Source organism: Sphingosinicella sp. (genome assembly GCF_013911755.1).
In the GTDB taxonomy this organism is placed as follows: Bacteria; Pseudomonadota; Alphaproteobacteria; order Sphingomonadales; family Sphingomonadaceae; genus Sphingosinicella.
Map to the genome: position 1 here is coordinate 62,092 of NZ_JACESP010000010.1, position 14,775 is coordinate 76,866.

16 protein-coding genes are annotated in these 14,775 nt (G+C 55.9%); 9 read left to right on the top strand and 7 right to left on the bottom strand.

What is annotated here, in order from left to right; all coding sequences use genetic code 11:
• Positions 1-2: 2 nt before the first annotated feature.
• A complete protein-coding gene (locus H2052_RS08885) occupies positions 3-632 on the bottom strand; it encodes a hypothetical protein (RefSeq protein WP_293780387.1) in 630 nt (209 codons plus the stop codon).
• Positions 629-1,246: a DUF2238 domain-containing protein gene (locus H2052_RS08890; protein ID WP_293780390.1), complete on the bottom strand. Its 618-nt coding sequence runs from the start codon at positions 1,244-1,246 to the stop codon at positions 629-631. Before H2052_RS08890 ends, H2052_RS08885 begins: the two co-directional genes overlap by 4 nt.
• A gap of 109 nt (positions 1,247-1,355) precedes the next feature.
• Between H2052_RS08890 and H2052_RS08895 the strand changes: the two genes are divergently transcribed.
• The 7 genes from H2052_RS08895 to H2052_RS08925 all read left to right on the top strand — a co-directional run bounded on the left by H2052_RS08895 (position 1,356) and on the right by H2052_RS08925 (position 9,847).
• Positions 1,356-2,264: a hypothetical protein gene (locus tag H2052_RS08895; RefSeq protein ID WP_293780393.1), complete on the top strand. Its 909-nt coding sequence runs from the start codon at positions 1,356-1,358 to the stop codon at positions 2,262-2,264.
• On the top strand, positions 2,264-2,890 hold the full coding sequence (locus tag H2052_RS08900; RefSeq protein ID WP_293780396.1) for a methyltransferase domain-containing protein: 627 nt from the start codon (positions 2,264-2,266) through the stop codon (positions 2,888-2,890). The genes H2052_RS08895 and H2052_RS08900 overlap by 1 nt, the downstream gene beginning before the upstream one ends.
• 39 nt (positions 2,891-2,929) lie before the next feature.
• A complete protein-coding gene (locus tag H2052_RS08905; protein WP_293780398.1) occupies positions 2,930-3,250 on the top strand; it encodes a polyhydroxyalkanoic acid system family protein in 321 nt (106 codons plus the stop codon).
• Positions 3,250-3,615 (top strand): hypothetical protein, encoded by a 366-nt coding sequence (locus H2052_RS08910; protein WP_293780400.1) that lies wholly within the window; start codon positions 3,250-3,252, stop codon positions 3,613-3,615. The genes H2052_RS08905 and H2052_RS08910 overlap by 1 nt, the downstream gene beginning before the upstream one ends.
• 82 nt (positions 3,616-3,697) lie before the next feature.
• Positions 3,698-6,076, top strand: coding sequence for a TonB-dependent receptor (locus H2052_RS08915; protein WP_293780402.1), 2,379 nt, complete (start codon positions 3,698-3,700; stop codon positions 6,074-6,076).
• A gap of 73 nt (positions 6,077-6,149) precedes the next feature.
• Entirely contained in the window at positions 6,150-7,589 is a 1,440-nt protein-coding gene (locus H2052_RS08920; RefSeq protein ID WP_293780405.1) for an alkaline phosphatase, read from the top strand.
• Positions 7,590-8,086: 497 nt separating this feature from the next.
• Positions 8,087-9,847: a hypothetical protein gene (locus tag H2052_RS08925; protein WP_293780408.1), complete on the top strand. Its 1,761-nt coding sequence runs from the start codon at positions 8,087-8,089 to the stop codon at positions 9,845-9,847.
• A 456-nt stretch (positions 9,848-10,303) separates the two neighbouring features.
• Here the strand turns inward: H2052_RS08925 and H2052_RS08930 are convergent, their stop codons facing one another.
• On the bottom strand, positions 10,304-10,552 hold the full coding sequence (locus tag H2052_RS08930; protein ID WP_293780411.1) for a helix-turn-helix transcriptional regulator: 249 nt from the start codon (positions 10,550-10,552) through the stop codon (positions 10,304-10,306).
• An 82-nt stretch (positions 10,553-10,634) separates the two neighbouring features.
• Between H2052_RS08930 and H2052_RS08935 the strand changes: the two genes are divergently transcribed.
• Positions 10,635-11,054, top strand: a complete 420-nt coding sequence (locus H2052_RS08935; protein ID WP_293780414.1) for a hypothetical protein — start codon at positions 10,635-10,637, stop codon at positions 11,052-11,054.
• The gene (locus tag H2052_RS08940; RefSeq protein WP_293780417.1) at positions 11,051-11,377 is read left to right on the top strand and encodes a hypothetical protein; all 327 of its coding nucleotides are present in this window, start codon (positions 11,051-11,053) and stop codon (positions 11,375-11,377) included. Before H2052_RS08935 ends, H2052_RS08940 begins: the two co-directional genes overlap by 4 nt.
• A 6-nt stretch (positions 11,378-11,383) precedes the next feature.
• On the opposite strand, the gene H2052_RS08945 is transcribed toward H2052_RS08940, so the two are convergent.
• The 4 genes from H2052_RS08945 to H2052_RS08960 form a co-directional block, all read right to left on the bottom strand.
• Complete coding sequence (locus H2052_RS08945) at positions 11,384-11,959, bottom strand: recombinase family protein (RefSeq protein WP_293780420.1); 576 nt, start codon at positions 11,957-11,959, stop codon at positions 11,384-11,386.
• Between the two features lie 135 nt (positions 11,960-12,094).
• The gene (locus H2052_RS08950; RefSeq protein ID WP_293780423.1) at positions 12,095-12,790 is read right to left on the bottom strand and encodes a hypothetical protein; all 696 of its coding nucleotides are present in this window, start codon (positions 12,788-12,790) and stop codon (positions 12,095-12,097) included.
• Positions 12,791-12,858: 68 nt separating this feature from the next.
• Positions 12,859-14,010: a hypothetical protein gene (locus H2052_RS08955; protein WP_293780426.1), complete on the bottom strand. Its 1,152-nt coding sequence runs from the start codon at positions 14,008-14,010 to the stop codon at positions 12,859-12,861.
• 42 nt (positions 14,011-14,052) lie between these two features.
• A complete protein-coding gene (locus H2052_RS08960; RefSeq protein ID WP_293780429.1) occupies positions 14,053-14,736 on the bottom strand; it encodes a hypothetical protein in 684 nt (227 codons plus the stop codon).
• Between the last annotated feature and the right edge of the window lie 39 nt (positions 14,737-14,775).

The window sequence follows — 14,775 nt, forward strand, 5'->3', positions numbered from 1 at the left end:
GCCTATTCGGACTGCTTGCGGTAGGTGAGGCGCCCGTTGCCGCGCAGCATCACCAGATCATCGCCTTCGACGACGAGCGGCTGGTCCTTGAACGGGGGCTGGCCGAGGCTGTTCGGAACGAGGCGGAAGGTGAGATCGTTCGCCCCAGCGAGATCGACCGGGAACGGCGCCGACAGGAAATCGAAAACGCCGAGCCCGAGCCGGAGCGACGTAACGCGAATCCCTTCCCCGAGGCTCGGCATGTAGCCGTAGGACTGCGTATAGCCCTGAACCTCCTGGCCTTCCGCGAGCGTCAGGATCACGTCCACGGGCCAGCTCATCGGCGAACCGTCCGGCCCCGTCACCTGCACGCGGAGCGGAAACTCTGCACTGCGCGTCGCCGAGACCGGCTCGAAGACGGGCGACTTCCATTCGGGCTCGGTGGTGAGCAGGATGCGGTTGCCGTCGCGCACCCAGCGGCCCTCCCCCACCTCGTCGAGCGCACCGTAGGTAAGGCCGTAGCGGAAGCGACCATCGGCGGTGAGTTCGAGGCCCGAAGCGGCCTCGCGAACGCCTTCGAGACGGTAGACGCCCTCGACCCCCGCAAACGCGGGTGAGGCGGCCAGGAGCAGCAGGGCTGCGAGGCTTTTCATGTTCGTCTCCCGAAAAGAAAGTGCGCGGCGAGCGCGAGCGCTGCCCCCGCCACAGCGAGCGCGCTGTCCTTGTGCGCATCGAAGACATCGCCCTGCGTGCCCATGAACGCAAGACCGAGATCGGGCGCCACGACAAGCATCGCCGCCCATTCGAGCAGTTCGTAGATCGTGGAGAGCGCCGCGATCCACATCCAGGCCGACAGATGGGTCCATACCCGGCCCGCCGCACCAAAGTGCGCCACGGTTTCCCGCATGGGCAGAGCAAGCAGCAGACCGAAGAGAAGGTGTACGAGCCGGTCGTAGGGATTGCGGACCGTGCCGCCGAGCTCTTTCAGCCAGAAGCCGAAAGGCGCTTCGGAATAGGTGTAGTGCGCGCCGTAGACATGCGCGGCGAGGAACAGGAACACCGCCAGCGTCGAGAGGCGCGAGAAGCCGACGCGGCGGTCGAGCCACACGAAGATCGGCAGACCCGCGAAGACCAGCAGGTTTTCAAGCAGCCAGTCCTCCCGATAACTCGGCGCAACGGCAAGCCAGCCCCACAACACGGCGAAACCGGCGACCAGCGGCGCGCGGACCGAATCGCGAAAAAATCCATATTGGGGGCAAGCGTTCATGCCGCGCGCGAATCAAGCCAGATGATTGTAAAAACAAAGCTTGCACGGGAACGTGCAGGGGTCAAAAGCAGAAAAAAGTCGGCAGCAGGTCGGCAAACGTCGGGGTGACATGTTCGATACGCACGGCCGCATCAAGTGCGGCACGCTCTCCGTGCCCGATTTCCAGGGTTCGCTTGCCGACTGGACGATCCTTCTCGGCTATCAATGTATCGAAACGGGCAAGGTGCCGATCGAGCTGGCGAACGGCTGGGGCGCCATCAAGACGCTCGGCGCACGCACGGCGCTGCTCGCCCCGCCCGGCGGCGGCGACACCGCGTTCATCCGGCTCGTCGAGCAGCCCGCCGTGCTCGCGTACCTGCCGATGCGGACATACGGCTGGGTCGGCTATGAGCTTACCGTGCGCGACGTCCCCTCGCTCCACGACCGGCTGCGCGGCAGTAGCATCCGCACCCTGACCCCGCCCGAGCGCGCACCGGACGGCAACGGCTGGACGCCCATCGAAGCGACCGGACGCGCGGGCGAAGTGCTGTTCTTCAACGCCGTGACCGACACGCTGCGCGACCTCGAATTCCCGCGCGCGGTCGCCGATGTCGACCGCATCATGGTCGCCATGCTCGCTGCCGCCGATCGTGCCGCCGCCGTGCGCTTCCATGTCGACGCATTGGGGTTTTCGGAAGGCGGCACATTCCGGCTACCCTATCCCATCATCAACACCGCCTTCGGGCTTCCGCCCGAGACGGAGAGCGAGGCGACGGTGATCAGCGTGGGACGCATGCCGGTGTGCGAGATCGACCAGTTCCCGCCCGGAACGACGGAGCGCAAGCAGCTGCTCGGCTACCTGCCGCCCGGAAACGCCATGGTGAGCTTCGCAGTGCGTTCGCTCGACGCGATCCGCGCGCCGCTGATCGCGCCGCCGGAGGCGCTGGACGGGCCGCTCTATGCCGGGCGCCGCACCGCCTGCACGCGCGGAGCGGCGGGCGAACTCATCGAGCTGATCGAAGTGGGCGGCGGGTTCTGATGGATTCCGAGCCTTCGGTCGCCGAGCGCATCCGCCAGTCCCGGCGCCGGATACAGAGCGAATCGGAAGACGCGCTGCGCTTCCTTGGACGCCTGCGCAACGCCCGGATGGTGGGCGCGGTGGCGCCGAGCGGGCCCGCGCTCGCGCGGCGCATCGTTTCGGGCATCGACCCGGCGCGCGGCGCGGTGCTGGAGGTCGGCGCGGGGACCGGCGTGTTCACCGCGGCGCTCATCGCACGCGGGGTGCCGGCCGAGGCGCTGACCGCGGTGGAGGCCGATCCTGTCTTCGCGGCGCTGCTGCGGGCGCGGTTTCCGGAAGTCGAGATCGTGGAGGGCCGCGCGGAGGACGTGCTGGGCGAGGGCGGCCCGCTTGCCGACCGGCGCTATGCCGACGCCGTCAGCGGCCTGCCGCTTCTCAATTTCCCCCCCACGCTCAGGCGGCGTATCCTGGAGGCGATCTTCGCCCGGCTTATGGAGGATGGTGCGCTCTATCAGTTCACCTACGGCCCGCGCGCACCGCTCGGGCGTGGCAGCCTCGCCGCGCTCGGCCTCGTTGCCGAGCCGGCGGGCCGCGTGTGGCGCAACCTGCCGCCCGCAACCGTGTACCGGATCCGGCGCCACGCCTGACTGTCTTGCGCGATCAAGACAGTGCGCTAGACTTGACGCATGGCACAGCCTGTCTGCTTCGACATTCCGCACCGCCTCGGCCGCGACGAGGCCCGCCGCCGCATGGACAAGGGGCTCGGCGATCTCGACCGGGCGATGCCGTTCGCCTCGCGCATCGGCAAGACATGGCAGGGCGACCGGCTGGTGATCGAGGTGACGGCGCTGGGACAGGTGACGACCGCGAACCTCGACGTGGCCGAAGACCGGGTCAGCATTGAGCTCGCGCTCCCCGGCCTGCTCGGCATGTTCGGCGAGAAGATCGCCGGCGTTTTCCGCAAGCGCACGACCGAACTGCTCACCGACGGCCGGACCGACGCCTGATGCTGGCCGCCCTGCTCCTTCTTGCCGCCGCCGCCGAAACGCCGGACGCGATGGCAGTCTACCGCGAGGCCACGCGCGCCGAACGCCCGTGCCGCGAAGCGGCGGCACGCGGCGAGATCATCGTGTGTGCACGGCGCGACAGCGTCTATCGCGTGCCGTTTCGCGAGGCCGACCCCGGCAGCCGCGCCGCACGCGCCGCGAATGTCGCGGCCGAGCGCGAAAAGCTGCACGGGCGCGCGGTTGATGCTGGCGGTATCATGAGCTGCTCTGCCGTGGGGCCGGGCGGCTTCACCGGCTGCACCAAGGGCATCGACCTCATCGGCTCTGCAAAGACGGTTCTACGCGCGGTCGATATCATCGACTAGCGCCGACCCTCATCGCACACCGCTTGCGAAGCGCGGCGCGGGAAGGCAAGAGGCGGGGTCTTGTTTCCGGGAAAGGTCGCGTATGTCAGGACGTTCGCTGTTGCATCGAAGCTGCGCCGTTGCCGCAATCGCTGTCGCGGCGGCGCCTGCAATGGCAGCCGAGGAGGCGGCAAAGCCTGTGCTTCCCGACATCGTCGTCGGCGCGCAGCTTCGCCCCCAGCCGATCGAAACGGTTCCGCTAGCCGTCTCGGCACTGCTTTCGGGCGAGATCGAGGCACGCGGCATCGACGAGCCGCTCGATGCCCTGCGCGGCATTCCGAACACGATCGCGGCGCATGTGCCCGGTTTCGGCAGCGACAATGATTATGTGATCCGCGGACGGGACGGCGTCGCCACGGTGATCGACGGCGTATACGTCGGACGCGGCGCGGCCACGAATTACGGCTTCTTCGATATCGACCGCATCGAACTGCTGCGCGGGCCGCAGGGGCCACTTTACGGCCGCGACACGAGCGGCGGCGTGCTCCACATCCTGAACCGCACGTCGGGCGACCGGACGAGCGGCTATGTCGACGGCGCCTACGGGCGTTTCGGCACCTACCAGTTCCGCGCAGGGCTCGACGTGCCGATCGGCGAGCGCTTCTCGCTCGGCCTTTCGGGATACTGGCGCAAATCGAACGGCTATGTGCGGAACTCCACCACGGGCGACCGGCTGAACGAGGACGACGGCTGGGGCCTGCGCGCCGCCGCGCACGCAAAACTCTCCGACACGCTGACGTGGACGGGATCGATCGCGCGCATGGAGAGCACGGCGCTCTACGCGCCCGATTTCGAATGCGACCCCGCCGCCCCCGCCGACTGCAAGGGCCGCTTTGCTTCGACGGGCTATGCCGAGACGGTCGGCCCGAACCATTTCGGACCGATCGGCGTGAGCGGGCGCAAGGCGAGCTTCGGCCTGGGCAATTCGGCCAAGACCTATCTCGCGACCTCGCGCATCGCATGGATGCCGAGCGAAGCCGCCACCTTCGAGGCGATCACCGGCTATGTCGATACCAAGCGGCAGCACGGCATCGACCTTCGCGACGGGCGTGACGCGCCGACGATCGCGGACCCCGTGCCCGCCGCGCGCGGCGATGTTTACGGCGGCTACACGATCCTCGGCGACACGCATTTCAAGCAATTCTCGCAGGAACTGCGCCTGAGCGGTACGCTCGCGGGCGGCTTCGTGAATTACGTTGCGGGCGTTTCCTATGCCGAGGAGGACGGCCAGAGCGACCTTGCCGACATCTTCACATCGACCGACAGTATCGCGAGCCTTCTCGCCGACCGACGCGTGGCGACCGAGACGAAATCGAAATCCGCCTACGCGCAGGTGGACGTGAACGTCACCGATGCGCTGACGCTGACCGGCGGGCTGCGCTACAGCGACGAGGATCTGCGCTTTGGCCTGACCGACAATCGCGCGGGCTGCGCCGTGCTTCCGGGCGGCTGTTTGGAGGACGCACTCGTCACCGCAGGCGTGCCCGCGAAGATCAGCGACAGCTTCTGGTCACCGCGCTTCGCCGCCAGCTTCAAGGCGAACGAGAATGCCATGCTCTTCGTATCCGCGACACGCGGATACCGTTCGGCGGGATGGAGCGAGCACGGCGCGACCACCGCCACGATCCGTCCCTATGCGGCGGAATCGATCTGGAGCTATGAGGCAGGCCTGAAATCCGCGTGGTTCGAGCGCCGCCTCGCGATTGATCTCACCGGCTTTTACGCGGACGGCAGCGACGCGCAGATCGTGGATGGCGGTTTCGATTATGTCGGCACCGCAGGCTTCCGCAACAAAGGCATCGAGCTGGAAATCGCGGCTGTGCCGCTCACCAATGTCACGGTTCGCGCCGCTGCCGGCTGGCAGGACGCGAAATACAAAGCGGGCAGCGCGGTTCGTGCCCAGCAGGCAGCTTGCGGTGCGGAACTTGCGGCAGGATTGATCGCCGGCGCATCGGGGCCGGACAATGCGCTCTCGTGCGGCAGCGGCATCGTCACGGCCGCCGGAGACATCGCTGACCCGGTCCGCGCGCCCAAATGGACATTCTCCGCGGGCGCAGCGTGGGACATCTGGCTGCCGCCGGTCTCGGGCTCGATCGTCACGCCTTCGGTGGACGTGACCTATCGTTCAGCGATGGAAACGGGAGCGGCTAACGCCTCACTCTATACCGGCAGCGAGACCGGCGTCAGCGGTACCATCTATCCCGCCAACCCCTACGGCGGCGATTTCCTCACCGGATCGCGGTCCAAATCGCAGCTTCTGGTGAATGCGGGGATCGCGCTGCGGACCGACGACAATTTCTGGCGGGTGAGCGTTGAGTGCGAGAATTGCCTGAATGAGACGACGGTCGATGCCTCACTCGGCAACGTCTCGTGGCTGAACACGCCGCGTGTGTGGATGCTTCGCGCGCGCCGCCAGTTCTGACAAATCGCGCGCCTTGACTTCCCGCTGTCACATATGCGGGACAATGGTGCCCGCGACATCTTGAGGGGATACCATGCGCGCGTTCGTCACCGCTTTGCTGCTTGCCACCGCCACACCCGCAATCGCCGCGGACATGCCGAAAAACGTGATCGTGATGATCGCCGACGGCGCCGGGCATAACACGCTCGCCGCAACGCGCTTCTGGACCGGGCGGCCGCTCACGATGGACACGGGGCCTTGGGTGCGCGCCTCGATGGTAACTTACGGCCTTCGTATGCAGCGCAAGGTGCCCGAAGGCGGCGATCCCTACGCGCAGGATCCTGATGCCGTCTACGACCCCGCGAAGGCGTGGGACACGCGCCCCGTGAAGGGCATGGCGGAAAAAGGCAGCACCTATCCGGCGCTGTTCGCCGGATACCAGTGGCACCGCCGCATCGCACCCGACAGCGCCAACACCATGTCCGCGATGATGACGGGCGTGCGCACCTTCGACGGCGCGATCGATGTGGACGGCGCCGAAAAGCCCGTGCGGTCCGTCGCTGAAGCGGCGAAGGCGGCGGGCAAGATGACGGGCAGCCTGTCGAGCGTGCCGTTCAACCACGCGACGCCCGCAGCCGGCGGCGGCGCACACAATCCCGACCGCGACGATTATCACGGCCTCGCGCGCGAAATGTTCGCCGGATCGCTCGACGTGATCGGCGGCGGCGGCAACCCGGACTATGACCAGGACGGCAAGCCGATCACCGACGAGCACGCCGAAATCCGCTTCAAGTTCATACCGCCCGAGCTGTGGGCGGAGTTGAAGGCCCCGACCTCGCGCTGGAACCTGGTCGAGACGGCGGGCGACATCCGCGATCTTGCCGACGGCAAGGCGACCTCGGCGAAGCCGCTGGCGATGATCGCCGCGGTGAACCCGACGCTGCAGGCGCAGCGCAGCTATCCGGCGAACGTCGCGCGCGGCACGGCGGACCCGGGCGCGGTGCCGCTGACGCCCGGCATGGTGAAGCTCGACGAGATGGCGATCGCGGCGCTGAAGCACGTCGGCACCGACCCCGACGGCTTCTTCATGATGATCGAGGGCGGCGCGGTCGACTGGGCGATGCACGCCAATGATTTTCCGCGCATGATCGAGGAATACATGGCGTTCGACGACGCCGTGCGCGCCGTGGTCGCGTGGGTCGACAGCCCGGAAAGCGCGGCAAGCTGGGACGACACGCTGCTCATCGTCACCGCCGATCACGACCACCTGCTCTATGGCCCGAAACTCGACGAGCCGTTCCAGCGTGTGACCAACAACGGCGCGGGCAAGCTGCCCGGCTATTCATGGGCGTGGAACTCGCACTCCAACCAACTCGTCCCCTTCTTCGCGCGCGGCAAGGGCGCGGAGCTGCTGAAAGCCGAAGCCGACCAGATCGACGAGTATACGGACAAGGAGGGCCGCAAATTCGGCTACGGCCGCTATCTCACGCAGCCTGAGATGGGCGCATTTCTGATGAAGACGCAGGGAAAATAGCGGGGAAGATGGTGGGCGCGGCAAGGATTGAACTTGCGACCCCTGCGATGTCAACACGTTCTCAGAAGACTAAGACAGTCGACTCACTTTCACAACTTCTTGTAATTTAACAACTTCCTCTAACGCTCTTTTTGAAAGTTACCGGCATTCCCTGCCATAATCAAGGGTCCGGTGTGTCAGGATTGTGTCAATATTGACCGCCTGATGAACAGCTTTGCCTAACCCTCCCTTCCTTACTCTTCCCAATTTTTTTAAATTTTTTTCGCCTGCGGCCCATTCCGCAAGTGATTGATATAGCCTGATAATATTATCTATCTTCATATCAAATAAACTAAATAAACAATATCAATTTGCATGGCATTGACGTCGTCAAGTCAATCCCTAATTAAACGCCCAAGAGCGGTTCACTTTACGCATCCCGGCGTCAGTAATGTTCCAATCGAAACCAAGTTCATAACTTTCCATATAGTTATATATAGAGAAATATGAACTTACTTATGATTATATTCTTAGGTTTTAAATTTATGCTTAAATTAAGAAAAAGTCTTATTGAAGAGATTATTATTAAACCTAAATTGGACCCGTCTATAAAGAAACTTTATACATCCAAGTCAAAAGATTTGGCTTTGAATGATTTAAATAATATACTTTTAAAGCTTTTTGAAAAATATTGTGAAAGGAAATTCTATCTTTCCTCAATTGATCCCGGTTCAGGAAAAACAACTTTAATTTATGAGTTTTTAAAGGAGTTAGATTTTATTAAATGTACTGCGGAGTGTTCTATCGTAATCTTCTTCAATACCATTGAAGAGATTAAATCATTTATAGCTATTGCCGGATTAGATTACGACGACTTCGCCGTTTGGTGCTCCGATAGCGTTTTGAGCTCTTATGGTAGGGGCGCGGATAACAAAGAATTAGCCCGCATTCTTTTGACCACGCAAGAAAAGTTCCGCAGATACATCCGGGAAAGCTTCGAGAAATGCGAAGAATTTTACTTTTTAGGTAAACCTCGCTCACTCCGGATTTGGGATGAATCGCTGTTGCCTGCCACTCCCAGATCAATTCCTATGGATGAGATGGTCAAACTGTATGCGCCTTTGCGGCATCGTTGGGAGACGTTCATCAAGGCATTGGAGGCGGTTCAGACCACGGTAATGGCTAGGCCTACCGGTGAACTTGTTGAATTCCCCAGCTTTAAGGATTTCCCCTCCCCCGACCAACTTAAGGAAATCATAGGAATCACGGACAAGCATCGGGACTTAGTGAGCGATCTCACCTCTCTTCAGGGGCAAAGGCTCGAAATCAGCAAGGACTTTGGTGGTGGCAAATCCATTATTGGCCTTATCCGTCGCATTCCGGATGATTTTGCTCCCGCTGTGATCCTCGACGGCTCAGGGCGTTTAAAAGCCACCTACAGCATTTGGGAAAAACATAAGCGGAATCTGGTCAGGCTCCTTTCCCATAACCATGACTATTCCCCTTTGACGATCCATCATTGGAATCGGGCATCGGGAAAAACGGAACTGTTGCATTCCCATCATAGGGAGGAAATCCTCAAACACGTTGCAGAGGTGATCAATCGTGACCGTGAGGAGTGGCTTATCATTCATCACAAGGATGACGAGAAGCTGAAAGGCTATAGCCTTGAAAACGAGCTTAGAAAGTTGGTGGCGAACCCTGATCGCCTGCATTTCCGGCATTGGGGCTTACACAAGGCCACGAATGAATTCCGTGACATCAAACATGTTATGGTCATCGGCCTTATGCATTACCGTGAAAGTGACTACAGGGCGATCTATAGGGCTGCTTCGGGCACGAAAGCATGTGCCCCCATTGACAAGAACGATATCGGTCACCTGAAGCGGTCGGAACATCAAGACCATCTGTTACAGGCCATTTGTCGTAGCAATGTCCGGAACGTAGATGAGGACGGCAAATGCGGTGACGCTGTCGCCTACATCATTGGCAAGGGCACGGTAAATAAGGGCATGTTGGAAGAAACGTTCCCGGGTTGCACCGTCAACACGTGGGAGCCTGTAACCAAGCTCCTCACAGGTAATGCCGCCAAACTGATCGATGGGCTTCGGAAACGGTTCTCAGAGGGCATAACGTCGATAACCAAAAAGGCGATCAGGGAAGAAATTGGTGTTAGTGCAAGCGCATTTTCTGAACTTCTGAAGAGAAAGAATGTGAAAAAGTGCATTTCTGAAGATAAAATCGTAATTTTGAATAAGATATTCAAGAAAAAAGAGTAACGCTATTAATCAATATGCCCTAGAATCTGTTTTAAAGCCCGTAGAGCACGTTTTGATCATGCTCGGCTACCATGGTGCCCAATTATCACCCTCCTTCTGTGTGGGCTTTAAAAGACATTATAGAGGCATATGTTAAAAGTCCGTTCTAATTTTCAGAGGCGAAGTCCTAGAAATAATTGAATACTGCCCGTACCATTAGGTAAATGTTTGTGAACTTAAATTAAAATAATTCACACTTTCGCATTTATAAAAAGAATTATTTTCTTAAGGTAAGTTTAAGTAACTTACTGAATTTATTGATATTTCAGATTTTCGATTTAGAATTAACTTGGATTCATGAGATTTGCTGTTCATTCGAATTGCAATTTATCTTTATAATACTGAAAATGAATGATGAGTTTTAATTTTCACACAGAAACGTTCTCAAAAGTGGGGAAATACGGCCGGAACTGAGCGTCAAAGGCCTTTAATCAGGTCCGATGCATCCAGCCCAAGGGCTTGGGCAACGTCCACAAACTCGACGATATCCAACCTGCGTTCCCCAATCTCATACCGGGAAACGAACTGCTGATGACGATTAAGCAGGGAAGCTAGGGAATCCTGGCTCAAAGCCTGAATCTTCCTTGCCTCGATCAGCTTCTCGATCAGCGCCCGGTATCGAGCGTCATGAAAACCTTTGCCGTGTTGAGAGACCCTTGCCTGCATAACAGGCCATGTCAGTGATCCGAGTATTTACACCAAAAGCGTGTAGATGTAGTGAGATGTCCAGCAACTGAGGGGGAAAATCATGTCGTCTTTTAAGCTTAATAGCATTGCATCCGTTTCGTTTGCAGCCAGTCTTGCCCTCGTAGGATCAGCTTTGAGTGGCACTGTTCAAGCGCAGCCCAAGGCTAAGGCAGAGCCAGAGGCATGTGCAAAGCTGAGAAACGACTATGAGGATGCTAGCAAAAAGCTAGCTTTGAACGATGCTAGAAATAGACATGATAATAGCGCCATCCGGGCCACCATGAGAGAAACAGAAAATAGCAATATTATCAGTCAATCTCGAATGGTTTTCGATATTATGAAATCAAATGGATGCAAACTACCTGACCATATTCCGTCTGCATCATTCTACTCAATTTCTGCGGCATTTTGCGCTATTTCTCCAAAAGATTCATGCGACATTTCCGAATGGAAACGCAATAAGAGCGAGCAGAATCAATGAATAAGCGCTCTATCGTCGCCATACTCGTTACGGCTTTTTTCTCCGTCCCATCATTTGCGGTCAGCATGGATGAATTGTGGGAAATGATGAAAACACAGCAAGACTTTTCATCTGAAAAATCAATGCTTTCCTTAGAATATTGCCTCTCAAAGGGAATCAGTGATTGGGGTTATCCGACCGTTGTGCACGGAGAAAAAACAGTCGAGATTTATGGCGCTGGAATAATCAAGATTTTAGATAATGGAGTGAACCGGGAAATAAAATCTAAGTCTAGAAAAATATATGACGACAGGTTGCGTGGCGCGATTGAAAAATGCTTGTAGTTTCTTTTAGCACTTTTTCTCCACCCTCTGAATAGCAGCCCGAGACACCCCATATTCCTTTGCCAGAATGCCCAAGGAAGCCCCCTGAGCACGCTTCTGGCGTATGACTGCCTGTTGATCAGAATTTAGCGCTGATGGCCTTCCCAGAGCTTTCCCCGATGCCTTTGCACGTGCAAGACCTGATTGGGTCCGTTCGATTAAAAGGTCACGCTCAAACTCGGCAACAGCGCTTATGACTGCCATTGTCATCTTTCCTGCCGCACTGGTTAAATCTACACCTCCAAGGGCAAGGCAATGGACCCGGACTCCTTCATCAGCGAGCTTTTCGACTGTTGCCCTAACGTCCATGGCATTCCGGCCTAAGCGATCAAGCTTGGTCACGATCAGCACGTCACCCGCTTCAAGGCGATCTACGAGCTTTGCAAAGCCCTTTCGCTCCATAGCTGCAACAGAGCCGGATATGGTTTCCTCAACGATACGCTTGGAATCCACGGCAAAACCGGCAACTTCAATTTCACGCACCTGATTGGAGGTTGTCTGATCAATGGTTGAAACCCGGCAATAAGCGAAGGTGCGTGTCATACTTCGAATCCTTGTATCTAAAATGTAGATCGAAATATGAGTATGTAACGAAAATGAGTCAATCTATTTTTCGATACACCTTATGGGCTTGTAACGAAAACGGAGGTTATCGATCCGGCTGGGTTATCGCATTGATTATTGCGGCTCCAAGAGAGCACCTTGAGATGCACGAGCATCGAGCTTCGCCTGCAACTGCGCACCATCAGAAGTGTAAAGCGGTGCTTCAAATCGCATATCAAGCGCTGGATCAATAACGATGACGCGTTTGTGTGGTTTATAGAACCTCCACCGCGTCTCCAAAGTCGCTACATGGTGCATTGCGCTGCCCATTGCGGCTTTGATGGCGGCTTTGTTGGCGCCTTCTGCAAAGCTGAAAATAGCCTCGCACTTATCGAGCAACGCAGCGACACGGCGATTCTGCTGTTGCCTATGGATGCCTTTCCCACGCTCAGATGGCGCAACGTAGCCCGAATATATACTTGCAGCGTTCGTTGGAAAGATGATCTTTTGGTCCACATACGGCATATAGCTCTCGGTTGTCGGAATGCCGAAGCTCCAGGAAACGAGCTTTCCATCTCTTACCAACGTAACTGCTACGCCGCCTCGCGCAATGCGGGATTTCGCATCAGCAAGGAAGGTGTCCCGGTCGTGCCATCGCTCGATAGGTTCAAATCGCTCAAGAGCATCGATAGAATTCACCTCAAATGGCTCAGTCCACTTGAGATTATCTCGGTCCCGGTTGTCAGCCCGAAAAACCCAAAGCTGACGCGTCGACCAGAAACGGTAAACGACTGGCTTTTTAGAAAGAGCTTTCCACAGCCTTTTGATCATACGACGGCCTCCCTTCGGCGCTAAGAGATCATATCTCTGTCGAGATTAATTTTCCCTGCCCGCATGGGCTAATCGCGGAATTTACTTGGGTCTGGAAGAAGGACATTCGCAGACTGCCAATCCCGCTTGGGCCGCAAAAGCCTTGCCAAGTGCCTGCCAATCAGTTCACGACCCGCGTCTTGAAGGGCACGTTTTCTTACAAACGATGATATCTTGCGCGAAAAGAGATTTTCCAGTTTCCGATTACCAACCTCACGCGCCAAATGCATAAGATGAAAGGCATGTTCTGCCGCGCCATCTTCTTCAAGTATCCAATTTTCAACCTTTTGCTCTATACCCTTCAAAGGAACTGGGCCTTCCTCTACCCCCAACAGATGGAGCGTAATACCGGTCCGCACACATTTCGCACATTTACCACAATTTTTTGCGTTAGATGACCAGCAGACTTGGAGATATCTATATATTTCTGGATCGCTCGCAATTGCCGCAGTCTTCTGAACACGCGTTGCTTCAAGGCCAATATGTTCGATTTTGGTGCTATCCGTCGACCAAAGGGGGTCTAGAAGCGGGTGACTTCCCCATGGCTTCAACATTCTATAATTAAAGCTCGATGATATTAAAAATCTAGAACAATATGAAGAAAGTGCCAAGCCAGCTAGGACTGGACCATGCAAAAATCTCCAAGATATTTTGGTATCTGATGAAAATTGCCTAGCGCTATAATCAATAGAAATCAATTTTTTATCAAAATTACTAGCAAATCTTTGCAAGTGGATTTCAGCGTTTTCACTTTCTTCTTTGGAACTAACAGGTTCAAATTCTTTTAAAAAGATTAGATGACTGACCGAATTTTTGTGTTTTAAAAACGTATAAAGAGAGTCCACACCGCCTGAAAAGCTCATACCTACAATCGACATGTCTTTTTGTTTATGCATTGTTTTTGATTTAACATTTACTCGATTAAGATTTGGACTCCATTGGTTCAATAAATTCTGTACAGCCGTTAAACTCGATAAAAAGCCATCTTCGACAAAAATGTCGTCATATACTTCTATGTCTATCCTTTCAAACATTGCCAAAAGGATAGCCGTAGCTACCGGAAGTTCAGCGCTATCTGGGTTAATAAATGAGAATTTATCTTCTAGATGAAGCTTGTATTTACCAATATGAAATTCTGTTACAAAATTATTGTTAGTTCTTCGGATGTTAATCGATGACATCTCTATATGTCCCTAATGCAATATTTAAATTGCTATTCAATATTAATTTGTAATCGATCTTATTCCGTCATGTATTTCGGAGTATGGGTGAAAGCTTCCATCTTTTGTATAAACCGGAGAGCTAAAATCTATGCCAGTTTCATTGTCCATGAGAATTGTCTTTTTGATGGGAATAAAAAGTATCCATCTAGTTTGTATAGTTGCAACGTGTCTCATGGATATTTTGACTAGATATTTAATCTTTTTGACATCATCACTACGTGAAAGTGCGAATACGTATCGAAAATTATCAAGTAAATTATTGAATTGAATCTCTTGTTTATGGCTGCAAGTTTCCCCATCTTGCATTTCGAGTTTCGTGCAATCTGACAGAAATCTTGCGGATCGCCGGGGGTAAACAATCTCCTGATCGACCCAAGGAATGTAACTTTTCCCCGAAGGTGCCGCAAAATTCTGCACCATAAGAATTTTCTCCCCTGCCGACGTGGGGCCTAAGTCGCTCGTCTCGACGCGACCTTCTCCTTCTAAAAGAAGTGTGTTGTTATGCTGCCATTGCTCACAAAGCTCAGAAAACGGCAAATTTGCGCTGGGCTTCTCAGCACCTCTCAACGAGAAAAGCCGATTCTTAGTGGCTTGATCTGCCATAAAAATTAGCACTTCGCGCGTATGCCAAATTTTATAAAGGCGTGCGCTGTTGCCGATCGCGGCAAAAAGGCGGCAAAGCATTGGTCCCCCTGTCGGCTTCTTACGAACTAGCGCTAGGCG